20 protein-coding genes and 1 pseudogene are annotated in these 24,506 nt (G+C 42.0%); 5 read left to right on the top strand and 16 right to left on the bottom strand.

From position 1 onward, the window contains the following. Positions 1-130: 130 nt before the first annotated feature. Both FCN25_RS12065 and FCN25_RS12060 read right to left on the bottom strand, forming a co-directional pair. Entirely contained in the window at positions 131-1,084 is a 954-nt protein-coding gene (locus FCN25_RS12065) for a TAXI family TRAP transporter solute-binding subunit (RefSeq protein WP_137225077.1), read from the bottom strand. A 341-nt stretch (positions 1,085-1,425) separates the two neighbouring features. After that, the gene (locus tag FCN25_RS12060) at positions 1,426-2,703 is read right to left on the bottom strand and encodes a glycerophosphodiester phosphodiesterase family protein (protein ID WP_137225075.1); all 1,278 of its coding nucleotides are present in this window, start codon (positions 2,701-2,703) and stop codon (positions 1,426-1,428) included. Between the two features lie 110 nt (positions 2,704-2,813). Here FCN25_RS12060 and FCN25_RS12055 point away from each other — a divergent pair, with 110 nt between their 5' ends. The 4 genes from FCN25_RS12055 (at position 2,814) to FCN25_RS12040 (ending at position 7,165) form a co-directional block, all read left to right on the top strand. After that, on the top strand, positions 2,814-3,473 hold the full coding sequence (locus FCN25_RS12055) for a DsbA family protein (protein ID WP_254693636.1): 660 nt from the start codon (positions 2,814-2,816) through the stop codon (positions 3,471-3,473). 138 nt (positions 3,474-3,611) lie between these two features. Beyond that, positions 3,612-4,292 carry a monofunctional biosynthetic peptidoglycan transglycosylase gene (gene mtgA, locus FCN25_RS12050; RefSeq protein WP_137225073.1) on the top strand — a complete coding sequence of 227 codons (681 nt, stop codon included), beginning with the start codon at positions 3,612-3,614 and terminating at the stop codon, positions 4,290-4,292. Between the two features lie 274 nt (positions 4,293-4,566). Continuing rightward, positions 4,567-6,501, top strand: coding sequence for a radical SAM protein (locus FCN25_RS12045; RefSeq protein ID WP_137225071.1), 1,935 nt, complete (start codon positions 4,567-4,569; stop codon positions 6,499-6,501). 229 nt (positions 6,502-6,730) lie between these two features. Further along, positions 6,731-7,165: a dCMP deaminase family protein gene (locus FCN25_RS12040; RefSeq protein ID WP_137225069.1), complete on the top strand. Its 435-nt coding sequence runs from the start codon at positions 6,731-6,733 to the stop codon at positions 7,163-7,165. 267 nt (positions 7,166-7,432) lie between these two features. Here the strand turns inward: FCN25_RS12040 and FCN25_RS12035 are convergent, their stop codons facing one another. The 11 genes and pseudogenes from FCN25_RS12035 to FCN25_RS11990 form a co-directional block, all read right to left on the bottom strand. Further along, positions 7,433-7,762, bottom strand: a complete 330-nt coding sequence (locus FCN25_RS12035; RefSeq protein ID WP_137225067.1) for a hypothetical protein — start codon at positions 7,760-7,762, stop codon at positions 7,433-7,435. Between the two features lie 169 nt (positions 7,763-7,931). Then, positions 7,932-8,474: a hypothetical protein gene (locus FCN25_RS12030; protein ID WP_137225065.1), complete on the bottom strand. Its 543-nt coding sequence runs from the start codon at positions 8,472-8,474 to the stop codon at positions 7,932-7,934. 319 nt (positions 8,475-8,793) lie between these two features. Continuing rightward, positions 8,794-8,910, bottom strand: a pseudogene (locus FCN25_RS21165) (transposase); the annotation flags it as partial. 285 nt (positions 8,911-9,195) lie between these two features. Beyond that, entirely contained in the window at positions 9,196-9,972 is a 777-nt protein-coding gene (locus FCN25_RS12020; protein WP_254693635.1) for a transposase, read from the bottom strand. Positions 9,973-10,495: 523 nt separating this feature from the next. Continuing rightward, entirely contained in the window at positions 10,496-11,221 is a 726-nt protein-coding gene (locus FCN25_RS12015; protein WP_137225064.1) for a hypothetical protein, read from the bottom strand. Positions 11,222-11,327: 106 nt separating this feature from the next. Further along, a complete protein-coding gene (locus FCN25_RS12010; protein ID WP_137225061.1) occupies positions 11,328-11,954 on the bottom strand; it encodes a DUF4272 domain-containing protein in 627 nt (208 codons plus the stop codon). A gap of 123 nt (positions 11,955-12,077) precedes the next feature. Continuing rightward, entirely contained in the window at positions 12,078-12,245 is a 168-nt protein-coding gene (locus FCN25_RS20925) for a hypothetical protein (RefSeq protein ID WP_175405863.1), read from the bottom strand. Between the two features lie 113 nt (positions 12,246-12,358). Next, complete coding sequence (locus tag FCN25_RS12005; RefSeq protein ID WP_137225059.1) at positions 12,359-12,790, bottom strand: hypothetical protein; 432 nt, start codon at positions 12,788-12,790, stop codon at positions 12,359-12,361. Between the two features lie 343 nt (positions 12,791-13,133). Continuing rightward, positions 13,134-14,243: an IS91 family transposase gene (locus FCN25_RS12000; protein ID WP_137223011.1), complete on the bottom strand. Its 1,110-nt coding sequence runs from the start codon at positions 14,241-14,243 to the stop codon at positions 13,134-13,136. A gap of 4 nt (positions 14,244-14,247) precedes the next feature. Further along, the gene (locus tag FCN25_RS11995; RefSeq protein ID WP_137223013.1) at positions 14,248-15,084 is read right to left on the bottom strand and encodes a site-specific integrase; all 837 of its coding nucleotides are present in this window, start codon (positions 15,082-15,084) and stop codon (positions 14,248-14,250) included. 414 nt (positions 15,085-15,498) lie between these two features. Beyond that, positions 15,499-16,455, bottom strand: coding sequence for an IS1595 family transposase (locus tag FCN25_RS11990; protein WP_137222847.1), 957 nt, complete (start codon positions 16,453-16,455; stop codon positions 15,499-15,501). 353 nt (positions 16,456-16,808) lie between these two features. Between FCN25_RS11990 and FCN25_RS11985 the strand changes: the two genes are divergently transcribed. Next, entirely contained in the window at positions 16,809-17,384 is a 576-nt protein-coding gene (locus FCN25_RS11985) for a protein tyrosine phosphatase family protein (RefSeq protein ID WP_137225057.1), read from the top strand. A 155-nt stretch (positions 17,385-17,539) separates the two neighbouring features. Here the strand turns inward: FCN25_RS11985 and FCN25_RS11980 are convergent, their stop codons facing one another. From FCN25_RS11980 to FCN25_RS11970, 3 genes are all read right to left on the bottom strand, one after another. Then, entirely contained in the window at positions 17,540-18,499 is a 960-nt protein-coding gene (locus tag FCN25_RS11980) for a hypothetical protein (RefSeq protein ID WP_137225055.1), read from the bottom strand. 233 nt (positions 18,500-18,732) lie between these two features. Further along, a complete protein-coding gene (locus FCN25_RS11975) occupies positions 18,733-21,417 on the bottom strand; it encodes a TonB-dependent receptor (protein ID WP_137225053.1) in 2,685 nt (894 codons plus the stop codon). An 85-nt stretch (positions 21,418-21,502) separates the two neighbouring features. Next, on the bottom strand, positions 21,503-24,337 hold the full coding sequence (locus tag FCN25_RS11970; protein ID WP_137225051.1) for a hypothetical protein: 2,835 nt from the start codon (positions 24,335-24,337) through the stop codon (positions 21,503-21,505). Positions 24,338-24,506: the final 169 nt, after the last annotated feature.

Below are 24,506 nucleotides of genomic sequence, written 5' to 3'. Positions count from 1 at the left end.
AGTAAACGATTAATAATGGCCTTAATTGAGCAACGCTATTTATTATCCTAAGTTAAAGAATAAAAAATACAACCAATACAAAAAGCGCTTGCTGGGTTACCAAACAAGCGCCAATCAAAGGACTCATATTCTATAGCGCATTCACTTCTTTATAATAACGTTCTGCACCAGGGTGTAATGGAATAGGCAGATCTTTGGCCGCCGTGGCTAAACTGATAGCCTTCGCAGCCGAGTGTGCAGTACCTAAACGGTCTAGGTTCTCAAACATCAACTTAGTCATTTGATACGCAATCTCGTCCGATACACCACTGTGACTTACAAGCAAATTCTGAATTGCTACCGTACTGATATCTTCTGTTTGGCCTTCGTAAGTATTAGCCGTAATCACCCCAACTTGATAAGCAGGATTATTAATTTTAGCCACAACATCTGCAGGGATAGCCACAAAGTTGATATCCATTGTTGCGGCTAAATCACGAATGGCTGCCATACCTAAACCAGATGATTGTAAAGTTGCATCCAGTTGGCGATTTTTAATCAGCTCAACAGATTCGGCATAAGGTAGAAATTCCACGTTACCCATATCGTCGTAACTCAACCCTGCGGCTGCAAAAATGGCACGTGCGTTGAGTTCAGTACCTGACTTAGGCGCCCCGACAGAAATACGTTTGCCTTTTAAATCTGCAAGGCTGTTAATACCAGCATCTTTATTGGCGACAATTTGGATATAGTTAGAATAAGTTGCCGCAATAACACGTAATTTGTCTAACGGCTTTTTAAAACCAGCCTCTGTGTCACCTTTCCATGCAGCCGATACAGAATCACCTAACGCAAGCGCTAACTCACCGCGACCAGCTTGTAATAAGTTAAGGTTTTCGACAGATGCTTTGGTTGCTTGCACAGAGGTTTTAGAGCCCTCAATGCCATTGCTGTAAAGTTGAGATAAAGCGACACCAATAGGATAGTAAACGCCACTAGTGCCACCAGTGAGAATATTAATAAAGGTCGGTGCTGCCATCACTGCGGTACTGATAGATAACACAGCTGCTGCGCCGATCATGCAAAATCGTTTGGTTAATTTCATTTACAATATCCTTATTTTTTATATGATTATGAATTTTATTGTGTTGTTACACTACCACTGACATCCTAGGCAATCTATATAGACTAAAGGCTAATAACAGCGTTAAAATATCTTTTTCCAAACTATTTCAGTAACTTCGCTAATTCCCTCAAAAGCATCCTTAGCTTTTATCATCACCAACACCCTCATAAACTTAATTTATAACTCGATTGAGTGAACAATAAATACGCCTCATTCTTGAGTATAGTGATTAGCATAAAAAAGGTGCCAACAATGTCGGCACCTTCTTTAAGTATTTGACTGGTTCCTTGTCAGATAATAGACAAGAATACTGTTGGCCGTTACATATCCATGCAGTTAGCGTAATAAGTCACTGTAGCTGGCCAGTCAGAAAACACACCCATTACCCCAACATCTTTTGCCAGTACATCTAGCAGTTCAAAAGTATCACCCTCATTGTCTATGGCATCTGCAATACTTTGATAATACCAACCGCCACCGCCTTCGCTAAGTGGACCCGAACGCTCTAATGACCACGCAATAATTTTTAACCCTGCAGCACTGGCCGCTTTAGCATATTCAGAAGGCACGATGGCCTTGTTAGCATCTAAGGTCACCAGCATCCATAACGGTGGCGCGATAATCTTTACTCCATCAGCGGCTAAAGTATCCATGCTTGGTGACCAAGTTGTACTATTTTGCGGATCAAAACCACTCAGATCATAACGATCATCAAGGTATACCGCCTGCTCTGCAAATTCTGGAGCATTGGCGATCCAATATTTTACGTCGTCTAAATTAAACGATTGCGGAAATACCTGCGATGCATCCACACCAGCCAAAGCATATTCATCTAACATTTTTTGCGCGTAATCTTGTTGGGTCAATCCATCATATGGCATGCTGACACTGGCCGACTTAAGCTCTGGGGTCATCTTTACTCCAGCAGCTTTAAACAAGGCAATACTCTCAGCATGAGTCATTAAGGTGCCATTACCTGCATACAAATCGGTGCGCCAATTTGGCGTGCCATCCATAAACTCTTCTACTGTGGTGGCATTGGGATTAAAGCCATCCATTTTACCTTTTAAGGTTTTAAATTCAGCTAAGCTGATATCACTCGTACAACAGGTTGCTGTCGCGCTAACGCCATTGGCGGCATCCGCTGGTGAAAAAGGCACTGAACATTTATTGGCAAGTTCAGGAATAGCTAAAATATTAGTGGTAGTCGCTAAATCACACTGCGAGTGACGGCAAACTAACTCTTTATCTGCGGTAAACGTCACGTCACATTCCACAATACCTGCGCCCGAATCGATAGCAGCTTGATAAGCTTCTTTGGTATGTTCAGGAAATTGCATTGACGCACCACGATGGCCAATTGAAAAGTCAGTACGATAGAATGAATTTGAAGCACATTGAGCTAATTGATTTTTTAACTCACTATCTTGCATTTGATCAATTAAAAACAATGGTCTAGGCCCAACTTGAGCACTAATACTTTTATCAATATCTACCGACGTTGTATTATCGCTATCGTTACTATTACAGGCTGATAAACATATTAGGCACGTTATTACCGACGCCACACTCAGTAAAGCCCTAGTATTCCCTGTCATGTTATTGCTCCATATTATTATGCTAATGATTTGATGTTAGTCAAGAATGATAACTTGTTGTTTATATGGCATAGTCTACGGACTGAATATGAATGAAATAGCGAATTTATATGACAATTGAATCAACTCAAACAACTATGCTTAATCCGACACTGTATTATGTTCATGATCCAATGTGCAGTTGGTGCTGGGGATATCGCCCCACTTGGAATGCCTTACAAGTTCAGCTACAACAACAGTTTGGCCAGCAATTGAGCCTACAGTATTTGGTCGGTGGTTTAGCTCCTGATTCTACTGAACCTATGCCAGAACCGATGCAGCAAATGTTACAACAAACCTGGAAAAATATTACACAACAACTGGGAACTGAATTTAACCATGACTTTTGGCAACGTTGTCAGCCAAAACGTTCGACTTACCCAGCTTGCCGAGCCAGTATTATTGCTCGCCAATTTGGTCAAGAACGTGCAATGATCAGTGCCATTCAACAGGCCTATTACCTACAGGCACAAAACCCATCTGATATTGAGGTATTGTGTACATTAGCTGAATCCTTGGATATGAATGCAGCAATGTTTAAACAGCAACTACTCAGTGAAGATATTGATCAACAGTTACAACAAGAAATAGCCTTTACCCGTCAACTGCCAATCCAAGGATTTCCATCATTAGTATTAGTGGTTGATAATCGTGCGTACCCCATCACGCTTGACTATCATCAATGGCAAACCAGCATGGCAGATATTCAGGCCGTGTTGTCTGAACACTAATTCTTCATAAAGAATCCACAAAAAAGGCTATATCAACTGAGACTTTGTTCATCCATTGATTAGCCTTTGGCCTTAACGCCCAATATCCTATACTCTTGCCAACAAAACCCCAAAAGCAAACTAAACACGAGGCAGTGAATGACAAATCGTAAACGAGGATTTTTCGGTTGGGCATGGTTTGTCATGTGGCGTTTTTTGCTATTACTGGCGCTATTGATACTGCTGCTGAGATTTGTGCCACCACCAACGACGTCATTTATGCTGCAAAGTGATTATCCGGTGAGTCAGCACTGGATAAGCATTGATGAACTGCCAGCACACATGCCATTAGCCGTGGTTGCCGCAGAAGATCAGTTGTTTCCCGAACACTTCGGGGTCGATGTTAACTCCATCAGTAAAGCTCTTAACCAATACGACGATGGCGAGGGCCTTCGTGGCGCCAGTACCATCACCCAACAAACCGCGAAAAACCTGTTACTTTGGCCGGGGAGAAGCTTTGTTCGCAAAGGATTAGAAGCCGTGTTGGCCGTGAGCCTCGAAGCTATTTGGGGTAAAAAACGTATCTTAGAGGTGTATTTAAACGTCGCTGAATTTGGTAAAGGTATTTATGGTGTAGAGGCGGCTAGCCAACATTATTTTAATAAATCGGCCCGTTATTTATCCAACAACGAAGCTGCGCGGTTAGCGGCATTATTGCCGAGTCCACGCAACCGAAACCCTAACAATTTAACCCCATACCTGCGCCAAAGAGTGGCTTGGGGTGAAAAGCAAATGCGCCAACTTGGCTCTGGCTATCTAAAGTCTATTTTGGCCAATTAACGGCAATATCATACGAGTAGCTATCGCCCTATTCTAAGGGCAATAACTACTCGAGCTAAACCCCATACTGACATGAGAAAAACATTGCTCATTGTTAAGCAATTAGCCTCTTATATTGCTCAAAAAATACATTCTCCCTGCAATAGTCATCACACACCGAAAGACATGATGCCAAGCAGTAAGCCTGATGAAAGCCGGAATTAAAGGGCTTTGCAGCGTTTTTACTGTTAGAATACGACCTCATTTTTATCCGCTTTTACGATCAAGGCAGGCTATGACCGTTCTTCTAATGACTCCACCGATGACCCAGCTGAATACACCGTATCCAGCAACAGCGTATTTAACCGGTTTTTTACGCTCACGAGGCTATGAGGCGGTTCAACGAGATCCTGCGATTGAGCTTTTCCTTGAGATGATGACAGCACCTGCGCTGGACATTATTCGTCAGCACGTAGAAGAAAACTTCGAACATTTTGAAGACGATGAACTGCCTGATGTTATCTTTAATTTTCTGGCTGAATTTGAGCGTTATCATCTCACCGTAGAACCTGCCATTCGCTTTTTACAGGGCAAAGACCCCAGCCTTGCAATGCGGATTAACACCCGCCGCTTTTTACCCGAAGGCCCAGCGTTTGATGCTATTGCTGAGATGGAGGCTGTGTCTGGTGACGTATTGCAAGCGGCCTTTGGTAATTTAGGCGTACAAGATAAAGCCAAATATCTGGCCACCCTGTTTATTAACGATCTGTCGAACGTCATAACTCAAGGTGTTGATCCCTACTTTGAAGTCAGCCGTTATGGCGAGAAATTGGCCGCGGCCAACCCAAGCTTTGACAACCTTTACGACACCTTAATGGGTGAACCAAGTTTTAGCTCTGAAATTTTGGAGCAGTTGGTCGAAATGTATCTGGAAGACACGCAACCTAGCGTCGTCGCATTAACCGTGCCGTTTCCCGGTAATATGTTGGGCGCGTTACGTATTGCGCAAACCTGTAAAGCCATTAACCCAGACATTCCTATCGTCATCGGCGGCGGGTTTGTTAATACCGAGCTACGTGCACTAAAAGATCCTCGTGTATTTGAGTTTATTGATTTTATCTGCCTGGACGACGGCGAACGCCCGCTTATCACTCTGCTGGAATATTTTGAAGGCAAACGTGAAGTCGATGAGCTAGTACGTACTTACTTTTTGGCAGAAGATGAAAATGGCCAACCTTATGTTCACCTCAATCAAAATACCGAGCTACACGATATTCCACAAAGTGAAGTTGGCGCACCCATTTACGATGGCCTGCCACTGAGCGATTATCTGTCTTTATGTGAAATGCTTAACCCGATGCACCGCATTTGGAGTGACGGACGCTGGAACAAACTGACCATAGCCCATGGCTGTTACTGGCGTAAATGCAGCTTCTGCGACGTCAGTTTGGACTATATCGACCGCTACGATACCGCTGGCGCTGATGCCTTGGTTGACCGCATTGTAGAGCTGGTTGAAGAAACCGGACAAACTGGCTTCCATTTTGTCGATGAAGCCTTACCGCCAAAAACCTTATTTGCGTTTGCAAAACGCCTCATTGAACGCGGCGTAGTGATCAGCTGGTGGGGCAACATTCGTTTTGAGCGGACATTTAGCCCGGCGCGCTGCCAATTACTGGCAGACTCAGGTTGTATCGCGGTTAGCGGCGGCCTTGAAGTCGCGTCGGATCGTCTATTAAAACTGATGAAAAAAGGCGTGAGTGTTGAGCGAGTCGCCCATGTTACCAAAGCCTTTAGTGATGCCGGTATTATGGTTCACGCCTATTTGATGTATGGCTTCCCAACACAAACAGAGCAAGAAACCATAGACTCACTAGAAATGGTGCGACAAATGATGGAGCAAGGTTGTTTCCAGTCAGCCTACTGGCATCGTTTTGTCGCCACCATTCACAGCCCGATTGGCATAAACCCAGAGCAATTTGGTATCACCCTTGCGGAACGCCCTGAGATTTTATTTGCTGAAAACGATGTCGACTTCACCGATCCAACCGGTACAGATCATGAAATGCTTGGCGAAGGCTTGCGTAAAGCAATCTACAACTACATGCACGGTATCGGTTTTGATCAACCAATGAGTTTCTGGTTTAACCAACCCGTTACCCGCACTTCAATGAAAAAAGACCTAATTTCAAAAGCGATTAGCAACTTTATTCTTAGTAATGAAGAGTAGGTAATAACGAATAACCTGGGCTATCTCATTGGAATAAGTAAACGCAACCTAAAAAATGGGCAGTCAAATTCTGCTATACAGGCGCACTACGACCCTACTTATATAACAAAGGGTAAGTGAGTTTAAGATTAGAATATTGAAGGTTGATTTATCATTGTTCTCCATAGAGAATAGCGCCTAATTGAAATAATAGTTAACGTGATACATAAAGCATAGGAACGGCAATAAGATGATGACAAAATGGGCGAAACGCTTTTTACAAATGGCCGAGCTCGTAGCATCTTGGAGTAAAGATCCCTCCACCCGAGTTGGCGCGGTAATCACCGAAAACAACCGCATCGTCTCTTTAGGCTTTAATGGTTATCCTCACGGAATATCAGATAGTGCTGAAACCGATAACCGTGAAATGAAACTGCTAAAAACGCTCCATGCAGAAGAAAACGCCATATTGCATGCCAAACGAGATCTCAGTAGCTGTGAGATTTGGGTGACCCACTTTCCTTGCCCAAACTGCGCCGCCAAGATTATCCAAACTGGATTGCGCACTGTGCACAGCCCGCAACCCAACGAAGATTTCCTGTCGCGCTGGGGAGATAAGATTAAAGTCAGCCAAGATATGTTTGAGCAAGCAGGCGTTCAAGTCGATTGGATGCAAGTAGATTAACCCTACTTTTTCACCGTCGTTCCGGCAATGCGGTTGAGCCGGAATCCAGGTGTTTATTCTTTGCATTTATGGCCTGCGTCGCACTTCATCATAGTAAAGGGTGAACAGTCTAGCTTCACTTTACTAGCTGGCTTTAAAAGGCTAGGTAAAAATTTAACAACGGATGCCATGATTAACTCGTGTCGTTTACAAGCTTTCTAAGAATATTTGCCAAGTAAAAAATAACAACCACAGAAGGCCAAGCATAAAAGCAACATCTTCTTTAATCTATGAGCCAAACTCTGAGCTATTATCACCAAAAAAGTAACCTACCGGTTTGGAGTATATTACTGCCGCTAAGCATAAACCTGGCACAAGATAATACAGCACCCAATCTTCTAAATACGTGCTTGTTTCATCGACACCCATTACAACGTAACTGTGCCCATACATCAGCAAATAGACTATGTATATTTGTACAAGAATTACGGCAAAATACTTACCCCATTTCCATTTTTTTAAGTTATCCGAAAGCGATAAATCGAATTCATGATTTGAATAAATGCCAAAAAAGATCAATGGCAGCATCAGTAAACAAATGCCTAGAAAAGTACTCAAAATACAGCTCGCTCCAGAAATTTAACGGTGGGTGGCATGGTTTAACGCCTTTACCCTGCCCCCACTAACTCACCTTTAAATTTACTTTTACCACTTTTATAAGCGATTAAAATAAGTAGTGAACGATCAATATTTATTGTCCTGCTTTAATGGCTTCTTGTACAAAAAATTATTCTTTCTTTGTTAAATAATTAACATAGTTAATTTCACTTGTATGATTTGACTCGAAAGCATAGCCTTCATAGGTAATTGATAAGTTATTTGATAAATACAAAAGGTTATTATAAATTTCTACGTTTACAGTCATTTCCCATAGAGGCTCTTGAAAAACTTCGACAACAATAAATTTATCATTTGTATCACGATTCGATTCGGGATAGCTGTAGGGATTAATTGTTTGTGAAATAGATTCTACAGGGGTTCCTGCACAATCAGAGGTATCATATTTATGTTGAATTATTTCTAAATTGACACTATTTATGACTAATTCATTTGTATAATATGCCAAATTTTTCCTTTCGCCACAATTTGATAACCATGAACCAGTAAGGTCGAATGTATCATCAATAGGCACAGAAACAATGGGAGGAGCTATACTTTCGTCTTCCACTTCAGAAGTGCCGCCACAACCGTACAATGTTACGAAGGCAATGCAAATGATGAACCTAATGAGAAAATAGTTAGTGAAATTTATTTTAATATTAGAATACACAGAAAATTCCTTTTATATATGTGAAGTAGATAGCACCCGCCTAACACTCAATGTGTAGACGTGGCTTTTAGCATTGTTTGCTAAAACTATAACCAACAAAACCATGCCACCCATAATTTGCATAAGTAATATATCTTGTTTTCATTGCTTTGGCGAGAGTTCAGCTCAATGCACTCAACTCATCAACTTCAATCAATATGTCTAAATCATTAGCGTTATATGAGTGGTTTATTCGTCATCAGCAGAATTCAGCACAGCTGAAAAACTTGATGTTAATCAAGTTCAAGGTGAATTGTAATTTGGGGGAGGAAGTTAAGACTTAAGCGCACAGCCAGCGCTGGCAATTTGCAGCACCTTGTCGTCGTTTTCGGTCTAAATGCTCACAATATTCAGTTAATGCGGGTAATGCACCAACAGCGCCTTTAAATAACGCACTAATGGATTGTGGGTGGCAGAAATTTATCGGTGGGCGGCATGGTTAACACTTGGGATATGGACGACTGTTAACTATGCCACCCATTTTTTGAACAAGTAACATAGCTCGTTTTCATTTCTTTGGCGAGAGCTCTGCTTGACTTACTCAACAGATCAATTTCAATCGATATGGCTAAAACATTAACGCTAAATGAGTGATTTATCCGACATTCGCGGAATTAAGCACATCAGAAAATCTTGATAGCAATCAAGGATAAGTTGAATTATGATTTTGAGGAATTAATGCTTAAGCACACAGCCAACGCTGACAATTTGCAGCGCCTTGTCGCCGCTTTCGCTCTAGATGTTCACAGTATTCGGTTAAGGCAGGCAAAGCCCCTACCGCACCTTTGAATAATGCACCAAACTCTGTGGTGATTTTCAACCAGTTTTCAGCAGGAATATTTAATCTATTAAGAATGTCTTGGCTACTTGCGCTAATAGCGCCTCGCTTATCTTCACGAATAATCCGACCGGTATCTTCGACTAGTACTATGTAATCTTTCACACTGAACATTAGCCCGTTAGGCATGTTTAGTCGTTCATTACCCACAAACGGTAATAGTTCTGTTGGTTGCTCACCTTTAATCGCTGAATTTATACGTCGTTGAATACTGGTGTAGCCTGAGTTTTCAGGGGTGGTAGCCATCCTGGCACGAATAGGATTTAAATCGACATAAGCCATACAAGCTAAAACGGCGGCTTCATCAAGCAAAGCCTGCGATTTAAACCGCCCTTCCCAGAAACGGCCAGTGCACTTATCTTCTTTATTGGCCTGTCTGGCAATCGGTTCATTCAAGGAGCGCATAAACCAACTGATATTGACTAAGCGTTGTCGGTATTGGTTGATACAGTCATTTACCGTCTTTAACTCAAATTCATTCAGGTCTTCACCTTTTACAAATTTATGTGTCAGTAAGGTACCTTTAAAACCTTTATGCCACTGTATCAGCACATCTTTATCTAACCAGTGTTTTGCTTTATCTGCATCGACTTTAACGACGACATGTAAGTGATTGCTCATCACTGCATAAGCACAAATATCAATAGCAAAGATGGTAGCAAGTTCAAGTATACGAGAATCAACCCATTCACGTCGATGTTCAAAATTGTCCCCTGTCTAGTTATCGATACCACACAAAAAGGCTTTACGCACTACACGCGAGCAACAATGATAAAAAGGAGTGTCTTCTAAGCTAACGATAGTTTGTCTTGGTCTGGCCATCATTCATTACCTACAAGTAAATAAAGATAATTAAAGACTAGACCAATGCTTAAATATTCGCCAACTATCTTGGGTGGCCATGTTTTTATTGGAAAGAATTCAACTCATCTAGTGACTTAATTCCGTTATAAATGAAAGTCCCTGATGCATCTAGTTCGGTACCTAATGCAAAGTTTTTCCACCATTTTTCTGGATTCATAACATATTCTCTCTAGAGGCATAACGCCACGCTAAGCGGATTCAAATAGTGGGTTAAAATGTGGAGCGAAGCGAAACGTAACCCACTTTTAGTTCCGTTTAAGCGTCTCTTGTTAGGCATTTTTTACCACACTGTAAACTCTTTTAGTTCAATGTTTTCTCTTTTCCCAATTTGTGCAATGTCAAAAACAATATTTTCATAGTCATCTTTTGACTTAATTTGTGAAAAGCGAGAACGCATAATTACTAATTCTTTATCTGTAGCCAAAGGCGCTATGATGGAAAGTGACTGCTCATAATGAGTTATAGCGGAATTAATATAGGTTGCCTTAACTGAGCTAATAGTCATCCACGCATAAAAAGCAACACCAACAGCAAAACAAGCATATGCGGTTTTATTCAAAATGCTGGCTTTAGTTGCTGTCACTGAATTATTCGCACGTAGTCTAGAAATACGTTCGTGAATACTCTCTTCAGGTTCATTCGAACTATTGTCTTCACTATCTATTGCTTCTTCAATGTCATCTAACTCTTTATCTATAGAAGTAACATTAGACACTAAATCCTTTGTTTTTCTGGTAAAAAGGAAAAAAGCGAAAGCAACTGCCACCCCAACCCAATAGTAGATATCATTCGCCAAAGTAAGACTTGAAGCTTCGTGAAAACCTTTCGCTATTTCGTTATATAAATCATCTTTGAATGCTTCCACCCCCAAAGTGGCAACATTTAGCGTCGCAGATATACTCCATGCAAATACAGGTTCAAAAACATACTTCCATATGCCGTTCCCTAAACCACCAACTATAAGTGCCAGAATCACACCTACAACTGCTTTCTTACTAAAATTCACTGAACATCTCCTAATGCCTAACGCTTTTTATAAATGGCGCGCGTTTTTTGCGCGTCCAGTGAAGGCCGCTTTTTGGCCGTAACGATATTTAATAAACTTGTTAGAACTACGTATCCAACTGTACCTCATCCCAATTATCTTCTACACCGTAAACCCAATCTATAGCTTTACGCCTTGCTTCGATAACTCCTAGATCAAGCTTGCTAACATCACCTTCTCGATAGCATTTTTTTGTGTACCAATGCAGTCGATAGAGTAAATCGCACTCTCTTTGTATTTCTTCAATCGGTCGTAACTCTGCACTTTTAATAAAGTTGGATGGATCTTTGCCAAGTGGAAAATTATCAGCTAAATCCTCATCACAGTAATTGAAATGATCTAGTTCGACTAGTCCAAGGCACCAAGCCAAAGCTTGAATTGATTCAGGTAACCAAGAGTATTCATTTTTAACTTTATCGCTAATTTGTTCGACTTTAAGGGATCTCTTTTCTGCACTGGTTACAGACTTCCCCCATAATTGATATTGCTCTAACTGTTCAATAAGGTCTTCCCTATCTGCATCATAAATTAAGCCAACGACGTAACCGATTGCACATGCTCTTGAGGCGACTTGTCGAGAGGATTTAGGTTTGACCTCAGATAGTCCCTCAATTGTTGGGAGATTAAGATTTGTTTCAATTTGCAAAGAAACTAAATATTTTTCATTTTCTTCCTTGAGCTTGACAAGATCCATTGCAGTTACCTAGTAGTTCTAACGCTTTGCTAAGGGGCAAATAATGGTTTGCTATAATGCGCGAAGCGCAGCAAACTGTTATTTGTCCGTTTGAGCAACTTGTTAGTTGCAACAGTAAATTGATTATATTTTTTTCTTATTTTTACGAAATAATCCTATCCAAAATAAGCTTTCAAAAATTACGCCTAAAATTATAAACACAAATATTCCAGTTGCATTACCATAACTGTATGAACTTAGTGCGGCAAAAATTAATACCGCGAGGATTAAGAATCTAGTTATTTTATTCATAAAACTTCCTTTTAATAGTCTTGCAACTAACGCCCAATTAACGGGCTAAAAATTGTGGGCTAAAATGGAGCGAAGCGAACAGCCCGCTGTTTTTAGTCCTGTTGAATTGCTTGTTAGCAGTACATTACTCGGCTGCTAGGGTCTTTGTTTATATAGCCGTACCCTTTAATGATTACTGATTGACTCACTAAACCATAAATAGGAACTGAAGTGGCTACAACTGGAAAATTAAGTTTAGTTAAATCAGCTTCATTAGGCTTAGAAATACCGAACCAAAAGTTGATTGCCTCGCCTTTTACGAACATACAAGGCTGGGAATACTCAACTTCAGTTAAACCGTAATTAATATAACCTACAAACTCAGAACCAACAGCATCAATAAATTTAGCCTTAACGATCAGTTGAGAGTTAGGATTTAAAGCATCATTTTTAGTTGCAGGAATAACAATTGTTTCGTCACAACTATCATCTTTCCACATCGGAAATTGCCAAACAGCATGTTCTGATAAATCTTGAAGAGTAATATCCCAGAGATGCTTGCTCATAACTTTCCTTGTACTGCTAACGTTTTAGTATTTATGCGTTGCGCTGTTTGCAAAGCATAAATCGCTTGTTGGACTTGGCCGATGCCACATCCAAATTAATCGGTATGTTTTATGCTATAGGAATTTGCTTTTTAACGGTAGTGGTATTTTGTACAACCTTTCGGCTAATCGTCTGTTCTGATTACACCTTTTAGGGTCGATTTTGTTGGCTTTCATCTTTTTCCATTACTCGATTATTGCCTTATTTACTGATTTCTCGATACCAAATCGTGTGCCATCGTCCCACCTAATCCAAGATTAGCTGAGCCTGCTTTATTTGCTGACATCCCCCCACTTAATCTGACTAACCTGACAGCTTCAACTTTGCTTCACGCGCTAACATCGTTAGCAGTGGCACCAGTCCCATAAACATTAGCCGTCCATTGGGGCACTGCGGACAACACCAGTGGCCTAATGTGTCAGTGATTGCTGCTGGGATATCTTTCGCTTTACTCCCCAGTTGCTCTCTAATTTTGGCGAGCCTTTTACGCCGACAGCTGTTGGCTAAAAAACCAAAATGCCTTATCCGCATCACCCCTTTAGGCAGTACATGTAATAAGTAACGCCTAATGAGCTCTTCAGGAGTCAGTTGCATGATTTTACGTTGGTTATTGACATAGTCTGTGTAGCTGATATCAACACGCTCTTTGGTGACCGCCTTAAGCCGTGATTCATGCAGCATGCCTTTTCGAGTGTAACGCCCGAGATAAGCCACTACGGTTTCAGCTTTATAAAGACATGCTTTACTGTATACGCACCACGCCTTATTGATGAGGTTATTGGCCTCGGGAATGGTCAGTTCACGCTGGCGCAGAGCAGCCAACATCTTAGCTTTGAACACGGTTGAGACCGCCTTAACAGGAAATAAATAGTCTGATTTAACGCCGCGCCACTGACCTTGCTCAGTGACCACTCCGCCTGGGATTAAACAGTGTAAGTGGATATGCTGGGTTAAGGTTTGCCCCCATGTATGCAGTACCGCTGTGCACCCTAACTGACCTTGTAAGTGTTTACGGGTCATGCCAAATCGGCTTAAGGTTTGCCAAACGGCTTCAAATAACGCGCTGTACACAAGCTTTGCTTGCTCATCGGTATGAGTGAGCGCGTTGAGCTCATGGGGCAAGGTAAACACCAAATGAAAATAGCGACAATGCAGTACTTGTTGTTGCTGTTTCTCTATCCATGCTTGGGTTTGTTTACCTTGGCAGCGTGGACAATGTCTGTCTCGGCATGAGCAGAACACGCTTTGCTGATAGTGACATTGATTACATTGCCACTGCTGTTGACCAAGTGCGGCTGTGCGGCAAGCCAAAATACGCTGACACACCAAACGCTGTTGCTGACTCAGTCGATGATGTTGCTGGTAGTGACCATAGTGGGTTTGCAATATGTCACTCAAGTGATAATGCGCCATCTCATCACCCCAAGTCAGCGAGTAAATCGCCCCCTTTATGCCCAAGCTCTGGCGACCAGTGCAGATATCGCTCTGTGGTTTTAATGCTTTTGTGACCCAGTTGATGTTGGAGTTGATTCAGTAACATGCCAGCGGCCAATTGATGTGTCGCATAGGCATGGCGCAAGCTGTGCGGGCTGCAAGGTTTGGTGATCCCTGCGGCTAACGCCGCTTTCTTGAGGGTTTTACGCACGCTTGATACATCTAACGGGTAGGTGTTGCCATGGGAATGCACACCAAACAGCCACGTTTGCGGATGATACTTAAGCCAGTAATGGCGCAATAAATTAAGCAGTGAGGGAGAGATGATAACTAAACGGTCTTTAGCACCTTTGCCCTGACACACTTTGAGTAACTGCCGCTGACCATCAATATCACTGACTTTAATATTGACCAGCTCACTGACGCGTAATCCACAGCCATAGCACAGCGCTATCATGGCGTGATATTTCTGATTAGGGCAGTACTGCAACAACTGACCAATATCTTGCTTACTGAGCATTTGCGGCAGTTTTTGGCTAGGACGAGGCAAACACACGTCAATTCTAAATTGACGCTTTAAAATGTGTTCAAAGTAAAAGTGAATACCGTTCAGTTGAAGCTGAATAGAGGCTCTTGATAGTTGCCTTTCAAGGTTTAAATAGCGGAAATAATCACTTAACTGCGTATCGGTAACAGTATCAACTGGTTGATGATAGTGTTCTGCCAGTTTAGTAATGGCATACAGATAAGCTTTACGGGTTCGCTCAGAGTAGCGTCTAAGCGTAATTTCATCATGGAATAATTGAGTGTGTACTAACATGACTTACCTCCTTGATAGTGGGAAATCCACTGAGGTAAGTGTGGTTCAAATCACGGGTCTTTGGGCTCCGCGCAGCGGCTTAGTTCAACAGCTTATTGAACGGCTCGCCCAATAAAGCCGACCGTTTAAGTTATTGATTTATATCATCCTACATTCTCTATCTCATTGATGTAAAGCAATTTAATGACTCTGAACCTCCAATATAAAACTTCGTTTGCGCGTTAAAAGTGTCGAATTTAAATGCTAAAAAATTAAATTAAACAATATCAATAAATTAGAATTATTCTATTTCTCTCACCGTACTACTTTAGTTCGATTTTCAATTACGTTTTGTTGTTATTCAATCAAAACCCATTATAACTGTATATAAAAAAGGGCTATCCACTTAGCACAACCAACCACTATATGTTGTGGTTATCGATTTTTAATTGATTGGTACGTTATCGGCTTAGAACGCACTGCTTGTTCAAGCAACCTGTAGAATAATAATCCCCGAGAATCTGACTTTCTTCTATTGAAGCGAAATGTAAACTCATCTAAATAATAATCAAGTTGCTTAGCCTTTACCGCGCCTTGATATGTACCTAAAAGCCATCTTTTACATAATGATGAGACTCGATGTACCCCAGCCATTGTTTCATGTGCAGGTACAGATGAACCTAAATGCACTATTCGGTTATGCTTATATCCTTTCTTGTCTATTTGTTTGTATGCTTGAGAGCCATCACTACAAATTGTACTACCAGGTTCAATTACATCTTGAATGAATTGATGGATATGTTCTTTGGTTGCACTTTCCACTTGCCTTAAACGTATCCGGCCAAATCCAGAGGGTGATAGCAGCTCAACAGCGACCAAAACTACAGCCTTACGCTTACCCTGTTGATTTTTAATAGATGATTGGGGAACGACGCCACCTATTAGTGTTTCGTCAACCTCTACGATGCCGGACAGTTTATCCCTTTCAGGATCAACCATGGCATGTCTTAACTTGTGCATTAATGACCAAGCGGTTTGATAACTCCCAAGACCTAATAACCTTTGAACTCCAAGAGCGCTGACCCCATTTTTTTGATTTGTAATAAACCAGACGGCAGCAAACCAACTTTTCATGGGGGTTCTTGTTTTGTCAAAAAGTGTACTTGATGTTACTGAACACTGAGAACGGCAAGCATGACATTTTAACTTGCCATTACTTAACTGATAAGGTGATTGATGGCTTGAACAGCTTGGGCATATGAATCCGTTTGGCCAACGAAGTTTGTAAAGGTAGCTAATGCAGGATTGTTCATCATGAAACCAATCAACAAATTCGCCCCAACTTGTAGGGTAATCTACACCCGCTTTTAATAAATACGATGAAGTTTTCATCACTACATATTGACACTGGTGGCGCTAAATGGATAGCCCTTATATAAAAACAGTATGGATAACATAAAGGGGGATGTGATGACGGTAGGGGTATATATAGAAGCGATTTTACCCACACACATTGAGTAATTTTTATGTTTCTAGCAAACGAACGGCGTGCTTCCAGTGGTACGCAACAAAGCGCTTTGTGTTCATTTTCGTTTGAAATTAATGGAGTCAGAATAAACTTTACTGGTTAGCAGCCAATCCAAAATTTTCATCACATTTGACTATCATTAATGGCGCCGTTAACTTGAACAGAGTAAAAAACTCATCACGCGTTATCACGTATCAGCTCAATCCAAAGGAATCACATGAATATACTGCAACGTTATAACCTACTGTCCACCAGCATATTAATGTGTTGTGTCTTTTTTAGTGTGGGTGTGTTCAGTGCGGAGAGTGCGGCTAACATTGACACCAGTAAACTTGGCAACATAAAAGCGATTAAATTTAATAACCAGCAAGTGATTACCGCAGGCTTACCCACAGAGCTGCAATTTGCACAACTCGCTCAAGCAGGTATCAAAACAGTGATTAATCTTATTCCTAATGACAATCCGCATGCATTACAAAATGAGCAGCAAATCGTCACTCAACTCGGTATGAATTATCACAATATTAGCGTGGACTGGCAGCACCCAACCCAAGAAAATCTACAGCAATTTTTTAGCCTGATGGAGCAAAATGGCGACGCACCGGTGCTAGTGCATTGCGCGGCTAATTATCGTGCATCAGCATTTTATTATTTATACCAAATTCGCCAAATCAACGCGCCGACGATGGCAGAAGCACTAACACCTTGGGGCGACTTACAACAAAGCTTTGCTGAATATCCTCAGTGGCAACAACTGATAGAAGACGCAAAACAGCAGTATCAAACTCAATAGCCAGATTGAAAAAATCCAAAGAAAGAGTTGGCGCTCTCCAGGCAACGCTTAAAAAACCGGGAATCTAAGCATTCGGGATTATAGCTTAAAGCTATGCCCTGTCTGTGACTGTATCTGGTCTGTTTCTGTTTCTGTGCCTGTGTAAATAACGTTATCTACTGCAGCGTACCAGCACTGTTCAAATCCATTTTATACAATGGCGCTGGCAGTCGTTCCGAAGTGATAAAAATACTGCGGCCATCTTGGCTAAAACCCACCGCTTCGGCTTGCTTTATGCTTGGCAACATTATCTGTTGCGGCTGTGTAGCAAACAAGCTTAACCAATCGCTGGGCTGTGGTTGAGTAAAATAGAACGCGTGGGTGTAAGTTAATACCACAGCCGATAAACCATCAGCTGATATATCCATTGCTGTAGGCTTGCCGGCAAAACCAATCCAAGTATAAATACTGGCGTAATCGAGCATAGCCGTGGGTAATGGCGCGATTTCACCCAGCCTTTTGGCTTGCTTGTTAACCATTTCAACCGATGAATTATTTGAAGCGTTTTGCCCTGACGGAGCTATTAATGGCAGCTCAAATAATATTGGCAGTTTATCGCGTTTAGTCAGTAACAATATTTTTTGCTTGGCTAGATCAACGGCTACGGATTCACAATCGTGTGCGCCATCTGGATAAGTAAAAGTCATGCTCCAACTGGGTTTCACCGACAGTGTTTTTTGTCCATTCAGTTGGCTTAAATCAGGTTCTTTGATTAGATGTAATTGGTACTGCGATCGTTTCGCTTGGTTATCACCCACGTCGGCGATCAATAAATACGATTCACCTTGATAAACAAACGAGGCGATATCTTCCCAATCAATGTTCTTTACACCAGTAATGTTGACTGTCGCCAGCGGATTACCTTGGGTATCGATGGCAAAAATTCTTGCGGTGTCACCACTGTCGTTATGCAGCCACAATATTTGATCATTAATACGCGACACAGCTAATCCGCTGGCTTCGTCAATAGACGGAGCAGTAATGCTACCCGCTTGAGTCATGCCTGTCGGCATAGCGCACGCACTGGTCGAAATAGCCAATATTAAGTATAAAAACAGGTAAGAACGTTTAAACATAATGGTTATTAACTCGGACTGCTGTTTACAAAAAAGTAGGCGTATTCTAACAACAATGTTTTCAAAAAGATTGATTTAACTAAAAGACTCACAACCTATGGGATGACTGAAGTTACACACTAAAAGGCCACTTTCTTTGTTGCGAAGAAAGTGGCCTTATCAGTTTTTAGCTATTGGTATAATGAGTCATACCGTTAAAAAGGTACGTTTTTCAACCTTGTTGTTTAAGTGTATTAATACTCATAACTAAACTGCAAGGTGAACTCTGTACCTGGGTCTTTGGCATAAACTTCAATATCTTGTTGTTGATACTCAGTGGTTTCACCTAAAATATTCTTCGCTTTTAACTTCACTGTGGTGCTAGTGCTCGGGAATAAAGTATAGGTAAAATCAAGGCTATGGAACGGTTTTTCAAATACATCATCCAAACCACCTCGTCCGCCATAAGCAATACGTTCACCAAACACGTTATACACCAATGTGGCACTGTGATAACTGTCTGACGAGTCGTAACTTAACTGTAAGTTGGCTACCCATTGTGAATGGCCAGTCATACGACGAGTGTTATTAGTCGGGTCAATTTCACCATTGGCAGCAATATCAATTTCTGAGTCGCCAACCGTTAGGTTACCCGCTATAAAGAAGTCTTGCCAAATGCTGTCTTCGCCGCCTAAAAACTCAAGCTCTTGTAGAAACTCGGTTTCCAGACCGTACACATAACCAGACTCGGCGTTATAAAACTTAAGCTGACGACCCGCTTCTGAAATACGTTGAATCGGTTCAATCGGTGCATCTACATCTTTATAGAATGCGCCCATGCTGAAGTTGTTGCCAGTATCAGAATAGTATTCCCAACGTAAATCAAGATTGAGAATGTCTGAGCTTTCAAGTTCTGGATTACCGAAGAAGTCAAAACCAGTAACCGGATCTTGGAATCGAACCGGTGATACTTCACGAAGATCTGGACGAACGATAGTTTTACTCGCCCCAAAACGCCATTGAGTGGTATCGGTTTGTTTCCAGGTTAATGACAGCGATGGGAACCAACCATCTTCAGCGATCACATAGTCAGTAAGATCATAACGACCGCCTTCATCAGATATTTCACCTTCTGGGTCAATCGGTAATGTCACACGACGGAAGTCTTCATAACGAATACCGGCATAGACTCGCCAAACATCGTCGAAATCGATATCCATGCTCACAAACGCAGCATCGTTTTTCTCTGCGGCGATGTAGTCTTCCGTGTCAGTTGATGCGTCTTTAAGCTCCAGTCCTAAGGTGTTATTGCTAATGTTTTCATCAGAGAAAATATCATTAAAATCACCGGATAAAATAGCGCCATTGGTATCAGTAGGGCTTAAATCGACATCAAAACCTAAACGAGTGGCATAGCTTTCACGAGTGCGTTCAAAGTATTCATAGCCGGTAGTCAGCTTAACCACTGCGCCGTCTAAATTAATTGGGTACATAAAGTCCCAACCATAGTTTTGGCTGTCATCTTCTAAGCGACTGTAAACATACTTTGGTGCATCTTGAGTATTAAGATTACGTGATAATAACTGGTTGTTATCATCTAAAATCACGTTATAGGTATATGACACTTCATTAGGCGCATAACGTTCTGAACGTGCATCAGAAAACTTCCAATTAAATTCAGCGTCGTTTAACAACTCAATAAAGTGATGACCTTTAATCTGATTACTGATTAAAGTGCGCTCTTCATAGTCAATTGAATAAACTTGCAATGCATTAGGCTCACCCAATGTATCAATGGTTTCTTCAAGTCCTATCGAGACATCATCAGAGGTGTCTTGCAAGTAAGTGGTAAAGGTTTCAATTTTATGGTTGTAACCAATCTCTAAACCCAAGTTAAGCATACCAGACACTTGTACAATTGAGTCTGTACCCACGATGTCTTTCTGGTTTTCAACTTGTACTTGGCTACTGTCGCCGTCAAGTTCAACTTCACGTTTGGTATAGTTTTCAGCTTGTTTTTTATATGACACAGCTGATAACGCACCAAAAATAATGTCGTCGGTAATGTCCCAACGATCACCAATGGCGATATCACCGCGCATTGCGGGGTCTGTACTTTGGCTATGTATCGTCATGTCGCGATACATATCTAACGCCAACTCACGGTTAACTTGTTGTGCTGCGGAATAATCTAAACCGCCATTTGAGCCACTCACCATGTCGATTGGGCTGATACCACCATATTGGTTGATGGTGTTGTTAATACTACTCGACATACTGCGAGTGCCATCATCTTGGCCAGTCCAATCATCGCCACCACCGTTATAGGTGTAGCTGTCATTTGAGTCATTGGTGTTATAACGACCGCCCACTGACGCTTTAAAAAAGAAGTCCGCAGGTATAGATTTAGTACGAATATCAACGTGTCCGCCACCAAAGGCCGCTGGCGAATTGGCAGACGCTGACTTTTGCACCGATAACGATTCAATAATCGATGCAGGGAACATATCTAGTGGTACAACATTACGGGTTGGATCCGGTGATGGCACTGTCGCGCCATTAAGCGAGGTACTTGAATAACGCTCACCAAGACCACGAACATAAATGAATTTGCCATCTTTTAAGGTCAAACCCGTAACACGACGAAGCGCTGCGGCTGCGTCACCGTCACCGGTTCTTGAAATTTGTTCTGAGCCCATAATATCGGCTACAGCAATTTGTTCACGACGCTCTTCGGTAGCTTCTGAAGCTGAGCTACGTAAACGTCCTGTGACTGATATCACTTCAATCGGTTCAATTGGAATCACTTCACCTGGGTCACGTGCAGGTTCTGGTTCTTGCGAGTATACGGGGGTAGCTGTTAATAATGTCGCCGCAGAAATAACAGAGAGAATGGCAAGGCTTAACTTATTAACGGTAAAACTCGGCTTGGTTTTCATACTTATACTATCCTGTATGCGGTTCAGAGATAGCCGCCCTTTCGAGCGGCTATTAATAGGTCACAGATTTACGTTATCGAGGTGATTACTCTGGCTCGTAAGCCCAACCTTGACGCCAGTCAGTCTGGCCATCGAATGCACCAATAAAGTTGGTTGATTCGAAGAAGCTATCTTCTGTGCTTAAGTCTTTACCATTACCCAGTAGCGTTGTATCCGTTGCTGCTGGCATACCGTCAGTAATAGTCACTGCTGTTGTAGAGTTACCATCTTGGCCTAAGAACCAAGTTTCTACATTTACAGCATCTGCTGTAGCGGCATTATCTGAGCTGTATTTAAATGGCTCGTTACAGTCGATAATTGAGTGAGACATAGTCAGGGTGCTGTTGTTTACGTTATCAACCAAGCCTTCATAAGTCCCATCTAGCTCTAAACACTCGCCAGACTCTGTTTCAGCAGTAGTGCCTTTACGACCTTGTACTAGCACGTTGTATAACTCACCTGCTGTAGCAACACGAAGCAAGATACCTTCACCTTTATCGCCACTGCCGTTAGCCGTGTCTGTACCAGGTAAAATAGTGAAGTTAGCTAACATAGGTGCTGATACTGGCGTATCTGTGGCACCTTTATGGCTGTCGCCTTCAATACCACGGTTTGCATTGCCATCTTCATGGGTGATGTACACAAACTGTGCTTTACCTGTCCAACCGTTAGTCCAATCTAAGCTGTCATCAAAGTTTTCAGTTAGGTAGACATATTTCAAGTTAACTGCACCACCCCAGAACTCAACGCCATCATCGCCGTTAGCATGTACTTGGATATGGTCAACTTGGGTACCGCTACCTACTGCAGCAAATGAGATACCGTTCATTTCTTGAGTATCATTCACTTTAAAGCCAGCATACTTAATCACTACGTAGCTGATTTGACCGCTGTTATCTGCGTTGTCGTTACCGCCATAAGGGAAGTCACCGACTTCAAACGACGCTGAACAGGCATTATGATCAGGACATGTATTGGTTAAACCATTACCCAGAATGACCAATCCACCCCACTGACCGCGTTCACCTTCTGCACCAGTAATAATGTCTTCTTCAGAAGTCATTACGATTGGATGTTCAGCGCTGCCTTGAGCCATAATTTTAGAACCACGGCTAACGGCAATATAGCTGTTAGATGTAGCAAATAATTTAGTACCCGCTTGAATAGCTAATGTTGCAGATGTAGTTTTGTCAGCACCGACAAGCACTGCGCCACCATCAATTTTGTACATTACGTTTTGACCAGCAAGCAAGGTAGTGTTGCTCAACACATTACCTTCAAGGGTACAAATTAGCGTAACAGATGAGTCTTTGTATAAACCCTCTGTAGCCGCTGAAGCTGTAGTGCCTACAGGGCAAGACGTCAATACTGGTAATTCTGTCGCCACTGGGTCTACGTCATCATGAATAGCCGTAGTCCAACCTGTGGTCCAATCGTTAGTACCGTCAAATGCGCCAATATATTCGGCATCAACTAGGCGATCATCTAAGTTAGCTAAATCTGCTTTACCACCTGTTAATGCAACTGAAGATGAGTTAGGCATGTAATCAGTTAAATCAGCAGCCGCGACTAAGTTACCGTCTTGCCCCTTGTACCAAGCCTCTACATCTAGTGCTAAAGTACGGCCTTCAGCAGCATCAGCCGAGGCATTTTTAAATGGCTCAACACAATCAATTAAACTGTTTTGCATCGTTAATTCAGCAGTGTTGGCGTTGTTAACAGTATTGTCATCGTTAACTTCTAAACATTCGCCAGAATCAACATCACCTTTAACTAGGATGTTATAAGCATTAACGCCCGTGCCTTTACGGAATAAAATACCTTCTGCATCGTCACCACCACTATTCGTACCGTTAGCCACTTGAACAGTAACGTTAGCTAACGTCGGTTTTGACATAGGCACTGCGCTGGCATCACTGTTACTGTCGGCTTCAATACCACGGTTAGAAGCATTATCAGCCAGACGAATATAAACGTGCTGTGCACTACCTTGCCAACCGTTTGTCCAATCTAACGAATCATCAAAGTTTTCAGTCAATACGATGTTTGATACTGAAACATTGCCACCCCAGAATTCAAAACCGTCATCGTTATTCATGTGAACTTGTACGTGGTCAACTTCAGTACCCGCACCCACACCGGCAAAACTGATGCCGTTCATTTCTTGGGTGTCATTGATTTTGAAACCACCAAACTCAACCCGTACATACTTAATTGAACCTGAACTGTCTTCAGTATCGTTTCCGCCGTAGCTGTGGTTACCCACTTCAAAAGACGCTGAACAATTGGTTAAATCAGGACATGTATTGACTGGCGCATTCCCCAGCAACACTAAACCACCCCACTGGCCAGCTTTACCTTCTTCACCTAGAGCGGTTTCAACAGAAGTAAATACGATTGGAGCAGCTTCAGTACCTTCAGCCATGATTTTTGAACCACGACTAACCACTAAGTATGAATCACTGCCGCCTAAAATTTTGGTGCCTGGTAAAATAGATAACTCAACAGCATCGGCATTGTCGCTACCCGCTATTACTGCGCCATCAAGTTGCCATACAACGTCATTACCCAATACAATTTTGTCGCCATCTTGGCCACCGGTGGTAATCGTTGATGATTCAGTAGAAGGTGCTAACGTACCCTCTAAGATCCAAACTTCTTTTCCATCCACAGCAGTAATCGCAGTGCTTTTAGTTGCAAAGCCACTGTATGATTTTTCTTGATCTGTCTGAGTTGGTGTAGTTGGAGTTGTTGGCGTAGTAGGTGTAACAGTATCGCTACCCGCATTGATATTAATATCACCACCACAACCAGCAAGCCCTAATGTTGCAGCAAGGGCAGTAGAAAGCGCAGTAAGTTTAAAAATGTTTTTCAGTTCCATTGTCATCTCCGAAGACGGATTTAAGCGTGTGAGTTAGTTGGCTGGATGACAAACTAACCTGCGAAAATGACAAAAAGACTGCGCTTATGTGACACTCACATTTCATTTACATTGCAGAAATATGCAAACTTAATGCGGCTGCGGCTTAGAAGGCGTTTTGGTAGGCTTA

It is taken from the genome of Shewanella sp. MEBiC00475, assembly GCF_005234075.1.
GTDB classification, from domain to species: domain Bacteria; phylum Pseudomonadota; class Gammaproteobacteria; order Enterobacterales; family Shewanellaceae; genus Shewanella; species Shewanella polaris.
The sequence above is the reverse complement of the archived record's forward strand: the minus strand, read 5'-3'. Positions and strand labels throughout refer to the sequence as shown.

What these genes read in the sequence shown, in the direction of transcription:
- FCN25_RS20925 (WP_175405863.1), bottom strand. Translation starts at nt 12,245, where the DNA reads ATGAATAAAATAACTAGATTCTTAATCCTCGCGGTATTAATTTTTGCC.
- FCN25_RS12045 (WP_137225071.1), top strand. Translation starts at nt 4,567, where the DNA reads ATGACCGTTCTTCTAATGACTCCACCGATGACCCAGCTGAATACACCG.
- FCN25_RS11980 (WP_137225055.1), bottom strand. Translation starts at nt 18,499, where the DNA reads ATGTTTAAACGTTCTTACCTGTTTTTATACTTAATATTGGCTATTTCG.
- mtgA (WP_137225073.1), top strand. Translation starts at nt 3,612, where the DNA reads ATGACAAATCGTAAACGAGGATTTTTCGGTTGGGCATGGTTTGTCATG.
- FCN25_RS12005 (WP_137225059.1), bottom strand. Translation starts at nt 12,790, where the DNA reads ATGAGCAAGCATCTCTGGGATATTACTCTTCAAGATTTATCAGAACAT.
- FCN25_RS12000 (WP_137223011.1), bottom strand. Translation starts at nt 14,243, where the DNA reads ATGGCGCATTATCACTTGAGTGACATATTGCAAACCCACTATGGTCAC.
- FCN25_RS11990 (WP_137222847.1), bottom strand. Translation starts at nt 16,455, where the DNA reads ATGAAAACTTCATCGTATTTATTAAAAGCGGGTGTAGATTACCCTACA.
- FCN25_RS12010 (WP_137225061.1), bottom strand. Translation starts at nt 11,954, where the DNA reads ATGGATCTTGTCAAGCTCAAGGAAGAAAATGAAAAATATTTAGTTTCT.
- FCN25_RS12060 (WP_137225075.1), bottom strand. Translation starts at nt 2,703, where the DNA reads ATGACAGGGAATACTAGGGCTTTACTGAGTGTGGCGTCGGTAATAACG.
- FCN25_RS12065 (WP_137225077.1), bottom strand. Translation starts at nt 1,084, where the DNA reads ATGAAATTAACCAAACGATTTTGCATGATCGGCGCAGCAGCTGTGTTA.
- FCN25_RS12040 (WP_137225069.1), top strand. Translation starts at nt 6,731, where the DNA reads ATGATGACAAAATGGGCGAAACGCTTTTTACAAATGGCCGAGCTCGTA.
- FCN25_RS11970 (WP_137225051.1), bottom strand. Translation starts at nt 24,337, where the DNA reads ATGGAACTGAAAAACATTTTTAAACTTACTGCGCTTTCTACTGCCCTT.
- FCN25_RS11975 (WP_137225053.1), bottom strand. Translation starts at nt 21,417, where the DNA reads ATGAAAACCAAGCCGAGTTTTACCGTTAATAAGTTAAGCCTTGCCATT.
- FCN25_RS11985 (WP_137225057.1), top strand. Translation starts at nt 16,809, where the DNA reads ATGAATATACTGCAACGTTATAACCTACTGTCCACCAGCATATTAATG.
- FCN25_RS11995 (WP_137223013.1), bottom strand. Translation starts at nt 15,084, where the DNA reads ATGTTAGTACACACTCAATTATTCCATGATGAAATTACGCTTAGACGC.
- FCN25_RS12055 (WP_254693636.1), top strand. Translation starts at nt 2,814, where the DNA reads ATGACAATTGAATCAACTCAAACAACTATGCTTAATCCGACACTGTAT.
- FCN25_RS12020 (WP_254693635.1), bottom strand. Translation starts at nt 9,972, where the DNA reads ATGAGCAATCACTTACATGTCGTCGTTAAAGTCGATGCAGATAAAGCA.